Origin of the sequence: Streptomyces sp. NPDC006739 (assembly GCF_042869815.1) — a bacterium.
Taxonomy (GTDB): domain Bacteria; phylum Actinomycetota; class Actinomycetes; order Streptomycetales; family Streptomycetaceae; genus Streptomyces.
The window spans coordinates 215,329-233,113 of the sequence record NZ_JBIAGM010000014.1 but is presented as its reverse complement, the minus strand read 5'-3'; the positions used below and the strand labels follow the sequence as shown (position 1 = coordinate 233,113).

Genomic DNA, 17,785 nt, shown 5'->3' with positions numbered 1-17,785 from the left:
GAAGCAGTGATGAGCCGAACCGAACTCCCCCTCGGGCCGGGTCCTGACAGTGGCGTCACGACCACCCCCGCCGACTTCGGCTACCAGCAGGAACTCCGGCGCGGGGTGGGCACCTTCGCGTCCTTCGCCGCGGGCTTCTCCTTCGTGTCGATCCTCACCACCGTCTTCCAGCTGTTCGGCCTCGGCTTCGGTCTCGGCGGCGCGGCGTTCTTCTGGACCTGGCCGCTGGTCTTCGTGGGCCAGTTGCTGGTCGCGCTGTGTTTCGCCGAACTGGCCGCGCGCTGGCCCGTGTCCGGGGCGATCTACCAGTGGTCGAGCCGGCTGGCCGGAACCACGACGGGCTGGTTCGTCGGCTGGATCATGATCATCGGGCAGATCCTCACGGTCGCGGCGGCCGCGATCGCCGTGCAGGCGGTACTGCCGGGCATCTGGTCCGGGTTCCAGATCGTCGGGGGGCCGGGCGCCGATCCGTCGGTCGGCTCCCCGACCGGCGCGCAGAACGCGGTCCTCCTGGGCTGCGTCCTGCTGGTGATCACCACGGTGGTGAACGTCTTCGGCATCCGCCAGATGGCCGCCGCCACCAGCTTCGGCGTCGCGGTCGAGATCATCGGCGTCATCGCCCTGGTGCTGGTGCTCTTCTTCCTGCCCGAGCGGGGACCGCAGGTGGTGGTCCACGACACCGGCTGGTCCGGCCACGGCGGATACATGGCGGCCTTCCTCGCGTCTTCGCTGATGGCGGCGTACGTGATGGTCGGCTTCGACTCGGCGGGCGAGCTGGCGGAGGAGACCCACAGCCCGCGCCGGACCACCCCCCGGACCATCCTGCGGGCGCTGGTCACCTCGGGTGTCGGCGGCGCGCTGCTCATCCTGTCGGGTCTGACCGCGGCGCGCAGTCTGACCGACGGGAAACTGGCCGCCGGTGGTCTGTCCTGGGTGCTCACCGACCGGCTCGGCGGTGTTCTGGGACGACTGCTGCTGTGCTGCGTGGCGGTCGCCGTGTTCGCCTGCACCCTGGCCGTGCAGACTTCCGGGGCGCGCATGATGTACTCCATGGCGCGCGAGGGCGCGCTGCCGTTCCACCGCCACCTCGGCAAGGTCTCGCCCCGCACCGGCACGCCGATCACCACGTCGATCGTGGTCGGACTGGGCGCCGCCGTCGCGCTGCTGGTCGACATCCGCCAGTCGGCGATCTTCACAGCCCTCTCCAGCCTGTGCATCGCCATGCTGTACCTGGCCTATCTGGGCGTGATGCTGCCGCTGCTGATCACCCGGATCCGGCGCCGCGACAGCGGCGGGCTGCCGGAAGGCGTCGACGAGACCGGACGGCCCCTGTTCTCACTCGGCCGAGCCGGACTGGCGGTCAACGCGGTCGCGGTGCTCTACCAGGCCGGCATGACCATCAATCTCGTCTGGCCCCGTGCGGAGATCTACGACCTCACCGGTGACACCTGGTGGCTCAGGTGGAGCGCCCCCCTCTTCATCGGACTCAGCCTCGCCGCCGGTGCCGCCTACTTCCTCGCCCGCCGGCTGCACCGCCGTATCGAGCTGAAGCACGTGCCCCACACGCACACCGAGCCGCCCCGCGAGACCGAGGCCGTCGCCGAGCCCGCCTGAGGACCGGACGACGCGAGCCAGGTACCGATGACGCACCGACGACGAAACGACGGGACACCCTTGACCATCGCCGAGAACCCGACGGCCGGCCCGCCGCACGACCGGCACTCCACCGGGCCGATGTCCGCCCGCGCCCGCGACCTGCACCGGACCGACAGTGTCCACAACTCCCGCACCGACGCCCGCTCCCAGGGCGGGCAGGCCGGGGAGTGGATGCCGTACCTTCCGGCGTCCGCCAGCCCGCACCGCCCACCGGGTGTGGAACCCGGCGCCCTGGTGTGGGGGGAGACGGTGGCACCTGGCGGCTACACCCACAAGGTCCTGGCCCGCGGCACCCGGCTGCGCTTCGACGACCCGACCGGTGACGCCTGCGCCCACCTGCTGCTCTTCAACGCCCTGGAACCGGTGGAGCGACTCAATGTCGCCGACACCCAGAAGGTGGCGTGGCAGGCGTACGTGGGCGAGAACCATCCGCTGCTGTCCGGCGACGGCCGGGTCCTAGCCGTCGTCAGCGGTGACTCCTCCGGCCGGCACGACGCCTTCTGCGGCACCACCACCGACGCCTGGAACGAGCGCAAGTACGGTGACGCCCGCCCCGAGGGGCCCTCCCCGTCCGGCCGCGGGCTCTTCCTCAAGGCTGCCGCCAAGCACGGGCTGAGCCGGCGCGACCTGCCGCCCGGCCTCTCCTTCTTCCAGGGCGTACGCGTCGAGGCGGACGGCACCCTCGCCTGGCGGGGCGGCGCCGGGCCGGGCACCCACGTCGAACTCGTCGCGGAAATGCCCCTGTTGGTGCTGATCGCCAACGTCGCCCACCCACTGGACCCACGCCCCGACTACGTCGTCGGCCCACTGCGGGTGCACGCCTGGCGCGGCGCCCCGACCGGCCCGGACGAGCCACGGTTCACCGCCACCCCGGAACTGCGCCGGGCGTACCTGAACACCGTCGACTACTGCGAAGCCCGGGGGCTGTGACATGGCGACCGCACGGACCGAGAACACCCCCGCCGCCCACCCCACCGTCTCCGGCGGCACCGTGGCCTCCACCGTCCCGGTCGGCGCGGTGTACGCCGGCGGCTCCCGCCTGGACTGGGGAGCAAGCCTGGTGGAAGGCGCCGTCGTCCTCGACGAGACGGTGGCCCCCAACGCGCCGTGGTCGGCGGTGGTGAGGAAGGGGCACGTCCTGACGATCGTCGACGTCGGCGGCAACCAGTCGGCCGACTGCCTGCTCTACAACGCCGACGACCCCGAGGAGCGCTACAGCGTCCCCGACACCCTGGCCTGGCAGGGCAACGCCTATGTGCGCACGGGCACGGTGCTGCGCAGCAGCGAGGGCCGCCCGCTGATGACCGTGGTCGCCAACGAGATCGACCGCCAGGACACCATCGGCGGCGCCTGCGGCAAGGAGTCCAACACCCTGCGCTACGGCCACCACGTGATGTTCCAGCACGGCTGCCGCGAGAACTTCCTCGCCGAGGCCGGCCGGCGCGGCCTCGGCGTGCGGGACATCGTCTCCAACCTCAACTGGTTCATGAACGTGCCCGTCGAGGCCGACGGCGCGCTGGGCATCGTGGACGGCATCTCCGCGCCGGGCCGCCGGGTCGCGGTGCGTGCCGACATGGACGTCCTGGTGGTGGTGTCCAACTGCCCCCAGATGAACAACCCGTGCAACGACTTCAACCCGACCCCGCTGCGGATGCTCGTCGTGGACCCCGGACCGGCCGCCGCCGGTGCGCGGTCCACGGCGGCCGCCCGCACCCCGGAGGGAGCCGCGTGACCCGCCCCACCGCCGTCCTCGTCGCCAACCGCGGTGAGATAGCCCGCCGCGTCATCCGCACCGCCAGAAAGATGGGGCTGGGCACCGTCGCCGTCTTCTCCGACGCCGACCGGGCCGCACCGCACGTCCGCGAGGCGGACCACGCGGTCCGCCTCGGCCCGGCCCCGGCCCGCGAGTCGTATCTGCGCGGCGAGGCGATCATCGAGGCCGCGCTCGCCCATGACGCCGGGATCATCCACCCCGGCTACGGCTTCCTCTCCGAGAACACCGCCTTCGCCCGTGCCGTCCAGGAGGCGGGTCTGCGGTTCGCCGGCCCCACCGCCGACCAGATCACCGCCTTCGGCGAGAAGCACACCGCCCGCGCCCTGGCGAAGGCGGCCGGAGTACCGCTGCTGGCCGGTACGGAACTGCTCGCGAGCGCCGAGGAGGCCGTCACCGCCGCCGAGTCGATCGGGCTGCCCGTGATGGTCAAGGCCACCGGCGGTGGCGGCGGCATCGGCATGCAGGCCTGCGCCACGGCCGACGAGGTACGTGAGGCCGTCGTCCGCGTCGCGGCGCTCGCCGAGTCCAACTTCGGGTCGGCCGGGGTCTTCCTGGAGCGCCTCGTGCGCCCCGCCCGCCATGTCGAGGTGCAGGTCTTCGGCGACGGCACCGGCCGGATCGCCGTCCTCGGCGACCGGGACTGCTCGTTGCAGCGCCGCAACCAGAAGGTGATCGAGGAGGCCCCGGCCCCGGCCCTGCCTCCCCGGGTGCGCGCACTGCTGCACGACTCCTCGCGCCGGCTGCTCGCCTCGGTCGGCTACCGGGGCGCGGGCACCGTGGAGTTCGTCTACGACCCGGTACGCGAGGAGGCCGCCTTCCTGGAGGTCAACACCCGCCTCCAGGTCGAGCACCCGGTGACGGAGGAGGCGTACGGCGTCGACCTCGTCGAACTCATGCTCCTGCTGGCCCGCGACGGCAAGGTCCCCGACTCGGTGTTCGAGCGGGAGTGGACCCCGACGGGACACGCCGTGGAGGCCCGCGTCTACGCCGAGGACCCCGGCAAGGACTCGCTGCCCTCCTCGGGCCTGATCACCCGGGCGGTCTTCCCCGGAGAGGGTGCCGGCGACATGCCCGGCGTCCGCGTCGACGGCTTCGCCGAGACCGGTCTGGAGATCTCGCCCTACTACGACCCCATGCTCGCCAAGGTGATCGCCAAGGGCCCCACCCGGGACGCCGCGTTCGACGTGCTCGGCCAGGCCCTGGCCGCGAGCCGGGTCGACGGCATCGTCACCAACCTGGGCCTGCTGCGCGAGCTGACCGTGCGCGGTGAGGTCCGCGAGGCGCTGCACAGCACCAGCACGCTCGCCACCACCACCGACCCGGAGCCGCGCATCGACGTCCTGACGGCGGGGGCGATGACCACCGTCCAGGACCTTCCCGGCCGGCTCGGCTACTGGCACGTGGGCGTGCCGCCGAGCGGCCCCTTCGACGCCGTCTCCTTCGCGGAGGCCAACCTGGCCGTCGGCAACCCGGCCCAGGCACCTGGCCTGGAGGTCACCGCCGACGGGCTGACCCTGCGCTTCTCCCACGCCACCGTCGTCGCCGTCACCGGCGCCCCCGTCACGGTCACGGTGGACGGCGGCGCGGCGGCCATGTGGGAACCGGTCACCGTCCCGGACGGCGGGACCCTGACGCTCGGCGCCTGCCAGGGACCGGGCCTGCGCAGCTATGTGGCCCTGCGGGGCGGCATCGACGTGCCCGCGTACCTGGGCAGCGCCTCGACGTTCACCCTCGGTGGCTTCGGCGGGCACGGAGGACGGGTGCTGCGCGCCGGAGACGTTCTGCGGCCCGCGGCCGAGGCGACCGCCGGCGGCGGCCCGACCCCGCCAGACCGCCGCCCGGCGATCACCTCGCACTGGCGGATAGGTGTCACCGAAGGCCCGCACGCGGCGCCCGAGTTCTTCACCCGCGAGGACATCGACACCCTCTACGCCACCGACTACCAGGTGCACCACAACTCGGCCCGCACCGGCATCCGCCTGATCGGGCCCCGGCCGCGGTGGGCCCGCCAGGACGGCGGCGAGGCCGGGCTGCATCCCTCCAACATCCACGACACGCCGTACGCGGTGGGGGCACTGGACTTCACCGGCGACACGCCGATCGTCCTGGGCCCCGACGGCCCGTCGCTCGGCGGATTCGTCTGCCCCGCGGTGGTCGCCAGCGGCGAGCTGTGGAAGCTCGGCCAGCTCCGCCCGGGTGACACCGTCCGCTTCGTACCGGTCAGGGAAGCCGAGGCAGCCGCCCTCGACGCCCGCCGCGCCTCGCCCGCGCTGATCAGCGCGGGCGGAGACGGCGACGACGGTGTCCTCGGCCGCCTGGAAGCCACCGACGCCCGTCCCGGCGTCACCTACCGCCGGGACGGTGACGACAACGTCCTGGTCGAGTACGGGCCCATGGTGCTAGACCTCGGCCTGCGCATGCGGGTCCACGCCCTGCAGGAGACCCTCGCCGCGCACGCGCCCGACGGCATCGTCGACGTCACCCCGGGCATCCGCTCCCTCCAGATCCACACCGACGCCCGCCGGCTGCGGGCCCGTGACCTCACCGCCCTGCTGCGCGAGCTGGAGGACGAGGTTGCGCCCACCAACGAACTGGTGGTCCCCTCCCGTACCGTGCGCCTGCCGCTCAGCTGGGACGACCCGGCGACCCGGCTCGCCATCGAGCGGTACATGGCCGGGGTGCGCGACGACGCCCCGTGGTGCCCGTGGAACATCGAGTTCATCCGCCGTGTCAACGGCCTGGAGAGCGCCGACGACGTCTACCGCACCGTGTTCGACGCCTCGTACCTGGTGCTCGGACTCGGTGACGTCTACCTCGGCGCACCCGTGGCCACCCCGCTCGACCCGCGGCACCGCCTGGTCACCACCAAGTACAACCCGGCCCGCACCTGGACAGCGGAGAACTCCGTCGGCATCGGCGGCGCCTATCTGTGCATCTACGGCATGGAGGGCCCGGGTGGGTACCAGTTCGTCGGCCGCACCGTGCAGATCTGGAACCGGTTCCGCACAGGCGGCCTGTTCCGTGAATCGCCGTGGGCGCTGCGCTTCTTCGACCGCATCGAGTGGTACCCCGTCACCGCGGAGGAACTGCTCGAACTGCGCGCCGAGACCGACGCCGGCCGCGGTGACTTCCCGACCGCGGAAGGCACCTTCTCGATCGCCGAGTACAACGCCTTCCTGGCCGCCGAGGCCGACTCGATCGCCGCGTTCCGCCGACGACAGAGCACCGCGTTCGAGGCGGAGAAACAGCGCTGGCGGGCCGCGGGCGAGTTCGACCGCGACAACGATCCCGAGCCCGTGGCCGCCGCTGCCGCCGTCACCGTCCCGGACCACGCGGTCCCGGTCACCGCGCCGTTCACCGCCACCGTCTGGCAGATCGCCGCCGAGCCCGGCGCGACCGTCGCGGGCGGCGATGCGATCCTCTCCCTGGAGGCGATGAAAATGGAGTCCAAGGTGAACGCACCCATCGCCGGGACGCTGCTGGAGATCTACGTCAAACCCGGTGAACAGGTCGCCCCCGGCCAGATCCTCGCGGCGGTGCGGGCATGAACACCATGACACCGGCCGCCCGTGTCGAGGCCGCCTACGACCGTATCGAGGGCGTCGGCCGGCCCGAGATCTGGATCCACCTCAGGCCGCGCGCGGAGGTGCTCGCCGAGGCGGCCCGCATCGACCCGGCGCTGCCGCTGGCCGGTCTGGTCGCGGCCGTGAAGGACAACATCGACGTGGCCGGACTGCCCACCACCGCGGCCGCCCCGTCGTACGCCCGTGTCGCGCAGGCCGACGCGCCCGCCGTGGCCCGGCTGCGCGCCGCCGGGGCGCTGGTCCTCGGCAAGACCAACCTGGACCAGTTCGCCACCGGCCTGGTCGGCACCCGCAGCCCCTACGGCGCCGTACGCAACGCCTGGGATCCGGCCCGCATCTCCGGCGGCTCGTCCTCCGGCTCCGCCGTCGCGGTCGCCCTGGGCATCGCCGACATCGCCCTCGGCACCGACACGGCCGGCTCCGGCCGGGTGCCCGCCGCGCTCAACGGCATCGTCGGGGTCAAGCCCACCAAGGGCCTGGTGCCGGTGACCGGGGTCGTCCCCGCCTGCTACACCCTCGACTGCGTGACCGTCTTCGCCCGCGACCTGCGACTGGCCCGAACCGCCGCGGAGATCGTCGAAGGCCCCGATGCGGCCGACCCGCTCTCCCGCACCGGCACACAGCTCCCGCCGCCCCCCGCGCGCCCCCGCATCGCCGTCCCCGCCAGGGAGCACCTCGCGGGCATGGCCGACGGGTGGCACGAGGCCTTCGACGCCGCGGTGGCCCAACTCGCCGGCACCGGGGCGGAGATCGTCGAGGTGGACATCACCCCGCTGCTGCGCGCCGCCGAACTCCTGTACGGAGGCGCCTTCGTCGCCGAGCGGTACGCGGCCGTCGGCGCGCACCTGGAAAAGCACCGCGACCTGATCGGTACGGACCTCGACCCCACCGTCGCCTCCATCGTGCTGGCCGGCCGGGAGAAGACCGCCGCCGACTGGGCCGCCGACACGGCGCGGCTCGTCTCGTTCGGCGCCGCCGGACGCGCGCTGCTCGACGGCTGCGCGGCGCTCATGACGCCGACCACCACGTGGCACCCCACCCTGGACGAGGTGGCGGCCGACCCGGTCGGTGCCAACGCCCGGCTGGGCCGATTCACCAACTTCGCCAACCTGCTGGACTGCGCCTCGCTCGCCGTACCCGCCGGGTTCGTGGACGGGCTGCCGTTCGGCGTGATGTTCACCGGGCCCGCTTTCTCCGACCGAGCCCTGGCCGTCCTGGCCGAGCGGTTCGCCGGCCCGGGGCTCGACCTGTTCGTGGTCGGCGCCCACCTCACCGGGCAGCCGCTCAACGTCCAGCTGGTGCACGCGGGCGGCACCCTGGTCGGCCCGGCCCGCACCACCGCCGGCTACCGGTTGCACGCCCTGGCCACCGAACCCCCCAAGCCGGGCCTGGTCCGGCTCACCGGGCAGGCGGCGGAAAGGGGGACGGAGACCGGTATCGAGGGCGAGATCTGGCGGCTTCCGGCCGCGGGGTTCGGGACGTTCACCGCCGCCGTGCCCCCGCCGATGACCATCGGCTCCGTCGAACTCGCCGACGGACGCCGGGTCAGCGGCTTCCTCGTCGAGCCGTACGCCGTCCGGGACGCGCCCGACATCACCCGCTTCGGCGGCTGGCGGGCCTACACGGCCTCCGCATGACCGCGGGCAGCGGCATGTGCGGGGGCCTTCCGCCCCGGGGCCGGACCGTCGGGTGCCCGGCGCCGGGGTGGCAGGATGGGCCCATGACGACGACGCGTCCCCGTCAAGGCAGGCCCCGGCACACGCCGCCGTCCGGTCCCGGCACCTCCGCGCGGGAAGAGATCCTCGACGCCGCCGGTGCGCTGTTCGCCGAACGCGGGATCGCCGGCACCAGCACCCGGATGATCGCCGAGCGGGTCGGCATCAGACAGGCCTCGCTGTACTACCACTTCGCCACCAAGGAGGACATCCTCGCCGAACTCCTGGACACCTCCGTACGTCCCAGTCTGCAGATGGTGGAGCGGATCCAGGCGCTGGTGCCCGAGCGGGCCGATCCGGCCGCCGCGCTCTACGCGGTGGCCGCGATGGACGTACGCACTCTCTCCCGCACCCCGTACAACATCGGCACGCTGTATCTGCTGCCGGAAGTGCGGGCCGAGCGGTTCGACGCCTTCCGCGCCGAGCGGGGCCGGCTCCAGACGAGCTACGGCGCCCTCGGCGCCCTGGCGGCGACCGAGGACGTCTCCCGGAGCATGGCCGCCGAACGGATCGGTGAACTGCTGATCCAGCTCGTGGAGGTCGTCATCCAGATACGGCGTTCGCGAGAGCCGGACGCGGCCGACACGGACGCCGTCGCGTCATCGTGCCTGCGGCTGTGCGGGCTCGACGAGCGGGCGGTGGCCGCGGCCAGGGACGCGGCGGCAATCCTGCTGAGCGGGCTGGAAGGGCACGCCCCGTAGCCGGCACGACGAGACGCGGGGGCCAGCCCCACCCGGCGTCCGGGTGGTAGCTCCATCGAAGAGGAGTGCGGCGGCGGGTTGACTGTCACGGGTCAGGGGAGCGTTGGGCGGACCACAGAGGTGACAGCATGGCGGGGAAGCGTACGGCGGTTGCGGCATGCCTGGGGGTACTCATGGCATGCGGGGTGGGCGAGATGCCCGCCGGGGCGCAGGCGACGGGCGGCGGCTACTCCGCGGGGGACCTGAGGCGGGATCTGGCGGCGGTACGCACCGCGGCCGGCGGCGACGCGAACGTGGTGGCCCGAGTGGAGGGGCGGGGCGGCGCCGTGCTGCGGGCACGGTACGGGACCACGGGCGTGGGCTCGACCGCTCCGGTGCCGTGGGACCCGGAGTTCCGGGTGGCGAGCACCAGCAAGACGTTCACAGCGGTGGTGGTGCTCCAACTGGCCGCGCAGAAGCGTCTCTCGCTGGACGACACGGTGGAGCGGTGGCTGCCCGGAGTGGTCCGCGGCCACGGCAACGACGGCTCCCGGATCACCGTACGCGACCTGCTCCGGCACACCAGCGGGATCTTCGACTACATCGCCGATCCCGGCGTGCAGGACAAACTGCGGAACCATTTCGACGAGAACCGGTACGACGCCACCCCGCCGTCCCAGCTCGTCGCGATCGCGATGCGGCACGCCCCGCTCTTCACCCCGCCGCCGAACGGTTCCCCGCGCCGGTGGGCGTACTCGAACACCAACTACCTGCTGGCCGCGATGATCGCGGAGAAGGCGGGCGGTGCGGACTGGCGGCAGCTGGTCGAGCACCGGATCATCGCACCCCTCGGGCTGCGCGGCACCTACATCCCCGGTGAGAACCCGTATCTCATCGGCCCGCACGAACGGGTCACCGTCGACGGGCCCGGGGGCGTGCCGTTGGACCTCACCGAGGAGAGCTACCAGCACACCGCCGACTCCGGCGTGGTGAGCACCCCGTCGGACCTCGACACGTTCTTCCGCGCCCTCGCCGGCGGGCGACTGCTGCCCGCCGCGCAGTGGGCGTTGATGCGGCAGACCGTCCCGTACGACGACCTGCCGGTACCGCCCGCGGGCAGGCAGGGCGGATACGGACTCGGGCTACGAGTCGTGCCCCTGACGTGTGGGGGCGTCTACTACACGCACGAGGGCGACGGCTTCGGAGTGTACGGACGGCCCGCGGTCGGCGCCGACGGACGACGCGCGGTGACCGTGTCGGTGACCTCCACCACGGCGCTCGTCAACGAGGACAGGCTCAACAAGGCGGTCCAGACCCTCACGGACCATGCGTTGTGCCAGGGGCCGGCGCCGACGTCCTGACCTGCGACGTGACTCAGGGGGCGGTGAACAGCGCCGGGAACCGGGGGGCCAGCCACGGCCGGGGTCCCCAGGCGAGAACCTGCCCCTGGGCGATGGCGCGCCAGGGATTCAGCCGGCCCAGCGCGATGAGCAGGAAGGCGACGGGATCGAGCAGGATGGTGCAGTCCGCGCGCCCCGGCGGCGCCTCAGGTGTCACCTGCACGGCGCCGTCGACCAGAGACACATTGAACGCCCCGCCCCCGCGCAGCCGGATCCGGTAATGGGCCGTCAGCCCGGCCGTGGCCGCGGGGTTCGCCACACGCGGCATGACCGAGAGCATGAACGGCATGCACAAGCCCACCCGTACAGGGTCGATCATGTGCGGACGCTTCAGGGCGCGAGCCAGGTCGTAGCCATGGCCGAGCATGTGCGTCAGCAGGTACGACGCGAGAACGGGCCGAGTCATCAGGCCCAGGGGAGTGGTGGGTGCCGTGGCGTCGGCCGCCGGGCGTGACAGCGCGTCCAGGAACGCTTCCGCCTGCTCCATGAGCATCGTCGCCAGAGGCTCGGCGCGGCGCTCCCCGAAGACGGCGAGTGACTCCGCGTTGGCCGCGGCGAGACTCTGGGGCGTTCCGTCTCCGTAGGGGCGCTCACGCCCGGCTGCCAGATCGGCCATCAACTCGTTGGCCATGGCCAGATGGGCGGCGGCCTCGCCGACGGTCCACTCCGACCCGGGCACGGCGAGCGCCGTATCGCTCGCGCTGCGGACCAGCGTGGCGATCTCCTCGGCGGTGCCCCGGATCGCCTGTCCCAGCCCGTCGGGCAAGGGCCACGGACCGTCCTGCCGTACCGTCGTATGCACGTTGCCCGCTCCGCTCCCCACCCGCTCGGCACACCCGACGTGCCTGAGGCGCTGGTACCCAACCAGACTCGGGGGGCGTGCGGCAAGCCCCCGTGAGCCCCCGCTTCGGTCCTGGCTCCCGGTCAGCCGAGCTTCCGTAGCACTTGGGCGATGTTGGCCCGGTACGTTCCCATCGCCCGCAGTCCGGCGGCGTAGTGGTCGTGATGCCGGGCGACGTCCGCGGCCTGCTTCTCGGCCCGGACGGTGTGCCAGAGCTCGACCGTGTGGTGGCGGCGCTTGCAGATGACGTCCGCGACGGCGGTGGCCCGCTCCAGCTCGGTGTGCCGGGTGTTGCCGTCGCTGCCCCGGTGCCAGGCAGGGTCCGCGTACGCCGCGGCGGGGTCGGGATAGCGGGTGAATCCTCGACCTGCCACACAGCGCGACCACACGTCCCAGGCCGCGCGGAGGCGCGGGTCGCGCTTGACCGCCTTGTCGACCTCGACCGCCCGGGTGGCCGCGTAGAGCCAGTCCCGTTTGAGGTCGATGCCGCGCATCAGCCGTCGTTCCGCCTCGGCGCCGCAGGTGGGAAGATCCGCGTACTCGGCGGAGGTCATCCGGCGTCCCTTGGGCTGGGGGAAGGGGGCCTTTGCCGGATCCCAGCCGTAGCCCCACCGGCGGGCGGTGTCGAGATCGAGGGCGCCGTAGTCGGTGGCGACCAGGGTGGCGACGACGGGGTCGCCGGGGTAGCGGGGGTCGAGCGGGAAGTCCTGGTGGCCGTGGTCCGCCATGCACTGCCGGACCAGCAACGCCGTTGCCCGCTGGGAGCGCTGGTAGTCCTGTGGTGTGAAGCCGTAGCGGTCGGCCGGGAGGGGACCGAGGTCCGACTCCGAGCGGATCATCTCCCCGGGTTCTGGACCGGAGGCGCATAACGCCACCAGCACCGTGACCCCCACCGCGGCGCCCAGCCGCCACCCCCGCCTCGTCATGCGACGAGATGCTAACGGATCTCCCGGCTACGGCTGTCGAATCGCCCCGTCCGACGAGATGCGGGCCGCGTGCGAGCCGAAGTCCTCCTCCGACACGCCCGCGACGAGATCGATCCCGTCGCCGCCCGGCTCCGGCGTGCCCGGCTCCACGATCCGGGTCGGGTGCAGGCGCCCGGATACGTAGGTGCCGTCGGCGCGCAGGGTGACCCGCAGAACGCCGCTGGTGGAGAGGGTGCCGCCGAGCCCCAGGACCTTGTAGCCGGAGAAGTTGCCCAGGCTGTAGGCGATCAGCCTGCCCTTGTAGAACTCCATCCCCCGCATCACGTGCGGGCCGCTGCCGACGACGAGATCCGCGCCGGCGTCGATCACCGCACGGCTGAACCGGTAGCAGTCGCCGCGGTCCTCTCCGAGGAAGTACTCGGTCCCGGGCTCCACATGGGTCCGGTCCGAGCCCTCCGCGCCGGCGTGCATCGTGACGATCACGATGTCCGCCATCTTCGCGGCACGGGCCGTGAGCCGCTGTGCGGCGGGCACGTTCGTGAGGTCGTTCGCGCCCCGGTCGGGAGCGAACCCGATCACCGCCACCCGGAGGCCGTTGACCCGCTGGACGGTGATCTGGCCCAGACGGCCGGTGTACGGCAGATGGGCGGAGCGCAGCGCGGCGAACGTCTCGCGCCGCCCCTGCGCCCCGAAGTCGTCGATGTGATTGTTCGCCACGTTCAGGACCGTGAACCCGGCCTTCCTGAGCCAGTGGCTGTAGGACGGCGGGACGTGGAACGCGAAGCAGTGCGGGCTGTCGTTGTCGTCGCACTTGCTGGAGCCGCCGTCGGTGAGCGTGCCCTCCAGGTTCCCGAGCACCACGTCGCCGGCGAGCAGGTCCTCGACCGGGTCGAAGAACGAGGCGCCGTCGTCCGGCGGCAGGTCGTCCGGCAGCGAGCCCATCACGATGTCCCCCACGGCGGCGATCCGCACGCTGCCGGCGGGTCGCGGCGGTGCGGCGGCCGGTGACCCGGAGAAGGTGGACCGGGATGTCCGTGGGGGAGTGCGCGCGGAGTCGACGGGGGCCGGTTCCGCGGAGCCGTCGCGGAAGACGAACGCCGTGATGACCACGCTGATCCCGACCAGGCCGAGAGCAAGCGGGCGGCGACGATGCACGGTCTTCCGCCACCCGTGACGCCGGGCGCTCCGCTGCTTGGACCTGATCATCGATTCATATTACGAAGCGTGTGCCCATCCTTCACGCACCGTGAGTGCTGGCGTGTTTCCGGCGCGCGAAGGCCTGGCGGAGTGGTCTCTGCCCCCGGCGGGGCGGGCGGATCAGCGCAGTCCGGCGAAGAGGTCGTTCTCGGGGACGGCAGCGCCGGTACCGTCCTGGACGCGGACGAAGGTCTCGACGCCCATCAACTCGGTGAACTTCTTCTGACCCATCCTGAGGAAGAAGATGTTCTCGCCCTGGCTGGCGTGCGCGGCCAGCGCATCGAACTTCTGGTCACCGAAGGCGGTGGTGTCCACCCAGGTGGTGATCTCCTCGTCGGGGAGCCCGATCTCGGCCAGCGCGGCCGCCTCGGCGGGATCCGGCTCCTGGGCGTCCGTACCGAACTCACGCATCAGTTCCCCGAACCGCCGCATCATCGAGCGGGGTGCCGTCGTCCAGTACACCTTCGGTGTCAGACCGGTCATCGACAACGCCGCCATCGTGATGCGGTTGGCCTGGATGTGGTCGGGGTGGCCGTAGAAGCCGTTCTCGTCGTAGGTGACGACCACATCGGGCTGGTAGCGCCGCAAGAGTTCCGCGAGCCGGGCGGCGCCCTCCTCCACGGGGGTCTGCCAGAAGGACCCGGGGGCGTCATTGGTCGGCCAGCCCATCATTCCGGAGTCGGCGTAGTCCAGCGTCTCCAGATGACCGACCTTCAGGACCTCGCAGCTCGCCTCGAGTTCCTGCCGGCGCATCGAGGCGACGGCCGCTGGATCGTGCCCGGGATCGCCCGGCTTGACGCCTCCCGGTCCGTCACCGCAACCCCCGTCGGTACACGTCACGAGGACCGTACGAATGCCCTCCGACGCATACCGCGCGAGGACTCCTCCTGTTCCGGTGGCCTCGTCGTCGGGATGGGCGTGTACCGCCATGAGCGTCAAGGGCGAGTCAGTCATGAAACGATCCTCCTGGTGCGAAAAGGCCTCGGCCCGAGGCCGCGCCGCGCTTATCACGGGCCCGAGGGCCCCGGGCAACGTCGACGGCCTGTTGGCCTCCGTGCTCCACGCCCGCGCGACGCCGGTCTCTTGGCCGGTGCAACAGTGTCGGCCGCGCCAACTGTTCCCGCCACCCACGGATCACCTTCAACGGCTGGCCGCGCGGCCTCGCCCGAAGCGGGCTCCTGCCACCGGGGCGGAAGGAAAACGGATGCCTCATGCTGGCGCCATGGGATGGTGCGCTACGGATCCGACCTGCGTCTTCTGCGGCATCGTCGCCGGCCGGGTGCGCGCGAGCCGGGTGCACGAGGACGCGCAGGTCCTCGCCTTCATGGACATTCACCCGGCCGCCCCCGGGGACCTCCTCGTCATTTCCACGGCGCACGCGGCAGGCCGGACTGGCGCCTGCTCGCAGGCCGGGTGCGGGAACTGGAAGGATGGTTCGAAGGCCTACGGCCGTGGTTCGCCGCCTTGCACCCGGTGCTGGACTCGATCAGCGCGGCGGCCTCGGGGTGGGGCATCGACCAGAAGTTCTGGCGTTCGCTCTACAAGTGGGAGTCGGCGTCCGGCGGCGACAGGGTCACCGGCTGGATCACCGCCTTCTTCGCCCACCGGTACACCGACGAAGGACCGCTTCCCAAGCAGTCGTTCGGCCCGGGAACCACTGAGGTGGAGGACTTCCCTTCGCGCGTCTCCCGCGTCCCGTTCCGCTGGGAGACGCCCACCGGAACACGCGCGATGGCCTTCCTCGGCGGTGTGCTCGGCACAGAACGCGACGGTGAGTGGATCCGGCCGTGCCTCGGGTACGCCGTCGTGGAACTGCTCCCCGCTGCCGAGCCCCACGACGAGCGTCTGCCCGAGCCGTGGACCACGGCCGACGTTCGGCGGGTCACCGGCTGCCCAGAGGCTCAGGTTCTCACCACCCTCGGTACCGTCACCCTGCACGGCGAACCCCTCCAAGCCGACTGCGCGATCGACGTGAAGGGGCTGCGTGGTGCGGGCCGACGACGGCGACTGGTATCTCGGTGCGATCTCGTATCCGACAGCGGTGATATCGAGTGCTGGGGCAACTACGGCCCTGACCTCGGCTACGCCCTTCGCTCGCTCTAGCTGTGCCGACCAACGGTGCCGGGTCACCGGCATGCCGGTATCAGGTGGTGGCCAGCAGGAAGTCCTCTCCGCTTGACGGGCGGAGGCCGTCGGTGCGGTCGGCGAAGTAGCGCTCGGCGAGCGACGTCCCCGGCACGTGCCGGGCGTCTTTGAAGCCGGCCTCGCGTGCGAGCGTCAGCATCTCCTGTGGGGTGTAGAAGCTGATGAACGGCGTTCCCGATGTTCGCGCGCCTTCCTGGCTGCTCCGCAGGCCGAGGCGGTCGGCGTCGTCGACCAGCTCGGCCGGCAGCAGGAAGGTCATGGCGAGCGTTGAGCCGGGTGCGAGTCCGGCGATCTGGCGCAGGGTGGCGGCCGTGGCGTGTCTGGTGAGGTACATGGTGACGCCGGTGGAGACGATGACCGCCTGCCGGCCGGGATCGAAGCCGGCGGCGGACAGCTGCTCGGGCCAGGACGCGCCGGCCTCGAAGTCGACCGGCACCAGGTGCAGCCGGTCGGGGATGCCGTAGCCGAGTTCGACCAGCCGGTGGCGCTTCCAGGCCTGGGTGCCGGGCTGGTCGATCTCGAAGATCTGAAGGCGGGAGGCGAGGTCGGGCCTGCGCTGGGCGAAGGTGTCCAGACCGGCTCCCAGGATGACGTACTGGGTCACGCCCCGGTCGGCCTGCTCAGCGATCAGGTCCTCGACGAATCGAGCGCGGGCGACGATGGCTGCCCGGAACCCGCTGGTGGCCTGCGGGTTCATGTCCGGTCGGTCCCGCCAGCCATCGCCGGGCGCCACAAGCTGAAGGCCGATCTCGTCCTCGATCACGTGCGGGTGCGGGTCGCACTGGAGGTGCATCGCCCGCCAGAGGGCGGTCCGCACTGCCGTGTTGTCCGGTTGCTCCGTCTGCTCGTGTGTCATGGTGTTCCCCCTGCGTTCGTGGTCAGTTCTCGGCGGGAGCCTGGAGGTTCCACAGGCGACCGTCCGGGCCGCGCAACACTCTGGGCACGCACCGCGTCATGTTCGCCGTCGACGACATCGAGGACACGGTTGCCCGCCTGCGCCGTCACGGCGCCGATCTCATCGGTGAGCATCATCCTCGGACTGGCCGAGCAATTGCGCTGAGCGGGCGGGACCGAACCATGCAGCCGAGCGAGATCGTCGAGGTTCTGAACAGTCGCCCGGCAGCCAGTCTCTGCGGCGCGTCGTCGCCGACGGTTCGACCGATGAGTTTTGGGCGGTCATGTGGTCTACCCGTCGACGAAGGGAGCGCACCATGCGCGAGATCATTGTTTGCACGTTCCTTACGCTGGACGGCGTCATGCAGGCGCCGGGTGGTACGGACGAGGACGCCGAGCGCGGCTTCGAGTACGGCGGCTGGCAGAAACCGGTGGCCGACGACGAGGTGGGCACGGCCATCGCCGGTTGGTACGAGCACTCCGACGCGATGCTGCTCGGCCGCAAGACGTACGAGATCTTCGCGTCGTACTGGCCGGCCGCCGATCCCGGCAACCCGTTCACCGATCGGATGAACAGCATGCACAAGTACGTGGCGTCCCGGACCCTGACGTCCGTCGAGTGGCAGAATTCCACGCTGCTGGAGGGGGACGTCGTCGATGCCGTACGCAAGCTGAAGGTGTCCGACGGCGGCAGCATCAACGTCGTCGGCAGCGGCGACCTCGCCCAGACCCTCATGCGGCACGGCCTCGTCGACGAGTACCGGCTGACCATCCACCCGGTGATCATCGGTACCGGTAAGCGGCTGTTCGCCGACGGAGCGATCCCCACTGCGTTGCAGCCGGTCAGTGTCTCGACGACGAAGGGCGGCACCGTCGTCGGCGTCTACCGGCCGAACGGTAATCCCAGCTACGACAGCTACTGAAGCGCCGGCCATTGGGGTGACGTCCGGGCCCGGGCACCAGCCTGGCGCGA

14 protein-coding genes and 1 pseudogene are annotated in these 17,785 nt (G+C 71.8%); 10 read left to right on the top strand and 5 right to left on the bottom strand.

From position 1 onward, the window contains the following. Positions 1 to 9 precede the first annotated feature (9 nt). The 7 genes from ACFYMM_RS27295 to ACFYMM_RS27265 all read left to right on the top strand — a co-directional run bounded on the left by ACFYMM_RS27295 (position 10) and on the right by ACFYMM_RS27265 (position 10,770). A complete protein-coding gene (locus tag ACFYMM_RS27295; RefSeq protein WP_388390932.1) occupies positions 10 to 1,614 on the top strand; it encodes an amino acid permease in 1,605 nt (534 codons plus the stop codon). Between the two features lie 120 nt (positions 1,615 to 1,734). Beyond that, positions 1,735 to 2,586, top strand: a complete 852-nt coding sequence (locus ACFYMM_RS27290; RefSeq protein ID WP_388391015.1) for an urea amidolyase associated protein UAAP1 — start codon at positions 1,735 to 1,737, stop codon at positions 2,584 to 2,586. Position 2,587: 1 nt separating this feature from the next. Further along, positions 2,588 to 3,388: an urea amidolyase associated protein UAAP2 gene (locus tag ACFYMM_RS27285; protein WP_388390930.1), complete on the top strand. Its 801-nt coding sequence runs from the start codon at positions 2,588 to 2,590 to the stop codon at positions 3,386 to 3,388. After that, a complete protein-coding gene (uca, locus tag ACFYMM_RS27280; RefSeq protein ID WP_388390928.1) occupies positions 3,385 to 6,978 on the top strand; it encodes an urea carboxylase in 3,594 nt (1,197 codons plus the stop codon). The genes ACFYMM_RS27285 and uca overlap by 4 nt, the downstream gene beginning before the upstream one ends. Positions 6,979 to 6,983: 5 nt before the next feature. Further along, a complete protein-coding gene (locus ACFYMM_RS27275; protein WP_388391013.1) occupies positions 6,984 to 8,651 on the top strand; it encodes an allophanate hydrolase in 1,668 nt (555 codons plus the stop codon). Between the two features lie 83 nt (positions 8,652 to 8,734). Then, positions 8,735 to 9,430, top strand: coding sequence for a TetR/AcrR family transcriptional regulator (locus tag ACFYMM_RS27270; RefSeq protein ID WP_388390926.1), 696 nt, complete (start codon positions 8,735 to 8,737; stop codon positions 9,428 to 9,430). 128 nt (positions 9,431 to 9,558) lie between these two features. Further along, positions 9,559 to 10,770 carry a serine hydrolase domain-containing protein gene (locus tag ACFYMM_RS27265; RefSeq protein ID WP_388390924.1) on the top strand — a complete coding sequence of 404 codons (1,212 nt, stop codon included), beginning with the start codon at positions 9,559 to 9,561 and terminating at the stop codon, positions 10,768 to 10,770. 13 nt (positions 10,771 to 10,783) lie between these two features. Here the strand turns inward: ACFYMM_RS27265 and ACFYMM_RS27260 are convergent, their stop codons facing one another. The 4 genes from ACFYMM_RS27260 to ACFYMM_RS27245 form a co-directional block, all read right to left on the bottom strand. Beyond that, on the bottom strand, positions 10,784 to 11,611 hold the full coding sequence (locus tag ACFYMM_RS27260; protein ID WP_388390922.1) for a maleylpyruvate isomerase family mycothiol-dependent enzyme: 828 nt from the start codon (positions 11,609 to 11,611) through the stop codon (positions 10,784 to 10,786). A 122-nt stretch (positions 11,612 to 11,733) separates the two neighbouring features. Then, positions 11,734 to 12,489 (bottom strand): hypothetical protein, encoded by a 756-nt coding sequence (locus ACFYMM_RS27255; protein ID WP_388390920.1) that lies wholly within the window; start codon positions 12,487 to 12,489, stop codon positions 11,734 to 11,736. A gap of 114 nt (positions 12,490 to 12,603) precedes the next feature. Then, entirely contained in the window at positions 12,604 to 13,782 is a 1,179-nt protein-coding gene (locus ACFYMM_RS27250; RefSeq protein WP_388390918.1) for a CapA family protein, read from the bottom strand. A 111-nt stretch (positions 13,783 to 13,893) separates the two neighbouring features. Beyond that, complete coding sequence (locus ACFYMM_RS27245) at positions 13,894 to 14,727, bottom strand: PIG-L family deacetylase (protein WP_388390916.1); 834 nt, start codon at positions 14,725 to 14,727, stop codon at positions 13,894 to 13,896. Here ACFYMM_RS27245 and ACFYMM_RS27240 point away from each other — a divergent pair. After that, the gene (locus tag ACFYMM_RS27240) at positions 14,686 to 15,876 is read left to right on the top strand and encodes a DUF4419 domain-containing protein (RefSeq protein ID WP_388390914.1); all 1,191 of its coding nucleotides are present in this window, start codon (positions 14,686 to 14,688) and stop codon (positions 15,874 to 15,876) included. The two genes, ACFYMM_RS27245 and ACFYMM_RS27240, sit on opposite strands and share 42 nt — an antisense overlap. A 40-nt stretch (positions 15,877 to 15,916) precedes the next feature. Here the strand turns inward: ACFYMM_RS27240 and ACFYMM_RS27235 are convergent, their stop codons facing one another. Then, positions 15,917 to 16,774 (bottom strand): class I SAM-dependent methyltransferase, encoded by an 858-nt coding sequence (locus tag ACFYMM_RS27235; RefSeq protein WP_388390912.1) that lies wholly within the window; start codon positions 16,772 to 16,774, stop codon positions 15,917 to 15,919. 68 nt (positions 16,775 to 16,842) lie between these two features. On the opposite strand from ACFYMM_RS27235, the pseudogene ACFYMM_RS27230 reads away from it, so the two are divergent. Then, positions 16,843 to 16,944, top strand: a pseudogene (locus tag ACFYMM_RS27230) (VOC family protein); the annotation flags it as partial. Positions 16,945 to 17,129: 185 nt separating this feature from the next. Further along, positions 17,130 to 17,735, top strand: coding sequence for a dihydrofolate reductase family protein (locus ACFYMM_RS27225; RefSeq protein WP_388390910.1), 606 nt, complete (start codon positions 17,130 to 17,132; stop codon positions 17,733 to 17,735). Positions 17,736 to 17,785: the final 50 nt, after the last annotated feature.

What these genes read in the sequence shown, in the direction of transcription:
- ACFYMM_RS27295 (WP_388390932.1), top strand. Translation starts at nt 10, where the DNA reads ATGAGCCGAACCGAACTCCCCCTCGGGCCGGGTCCTGACAGTGGCGTC.
- ACFYMM_RS27290 (WP_388391015.1), top strand. Translation starts at nt 1,735, where the DNA reads ATGTCCGCCCGCGCCCGCGACCTGCACCGGACCGACAGTGTCCACAAC.
- ACFYMM_RS27285 (WP_388390930.1), top strand. Translation starts at nt 2,588, where the DNA reads ATGGCGACCGCACGGACCGAGAACACCCCCGCCGCCCACCCCACCGTC.
- ACFYMM_RS27275 (WP_388391013.1), top strand. Translation starts at nt 6,984, where the DNA reads ATGACACCGGCCGCCCGTGTCGAGGCCGCCTACGACCGTATCGAGGGC.
- ACFYMM_RS27270 (WP_388390926.1), top strand. Translation starts at nt 8,735, where the DNA reads ATGACGACGACGCGTCCCCGTCAAGGCAGGCCCCGGCACACGCCGCCG.
- ACFYMM_RS27265 (WP_388390924.1), top strand. Translation starts at nt 9,559, where the DNA reads ATGGCGGGGAAGCGTACGGCGGTTGCGGCATGCCTGGGGGTACTCATG.
- ACFYMM_RS27255 (WP_388390920.1), bottom strand. Translation starts at nt 12,489, where the DNA reads ATGATCCGCTCGGAGTCGGACCTCGGTCCCCTCCCGGCCGACCGCTAC.
- ACFYMM_RS27250 (WP_388390918.1), bottom strand. Translation starts at nt 13,782, where the DNA reads ATGATCAGGTCCAAGCAGCGGAGCGCCCGGCGTCACGGGTGGCGGAAG.
- ACFYMM_RS27240 (WP_388390914.1), top strand. Translation starts at nt 14,686, where the DNA reads ATGGGCGTGTACCGCCATGAGCGTCAAGGGCGAGTCAGTCATGAAACG.
- ACFYMM_RS27245 (WP_388390916.1), bottom strand. Translation starts at nt 14,727, where the DNA reads ATGACTGACTCGCCCTTGACGCTCATGGCGGTACACGCCCATCCCGAC.
- ACFYMM_RS27235 (WP_388390912.1), bottom strand. Translation starts at nt 16,774, where the DNA reads ATGACACACGAGCAGACGGAGCAACCGGACAACACGGCAGTGCGGACC.
- ACFYMM_RS27225 (WP_388390910.1), top strand. Translation starts at nt 17,130, where the DNA reads ATGCGCGAGATCATTGTTTGCACGTTCCTTACGCTGGACGGCGTCATG.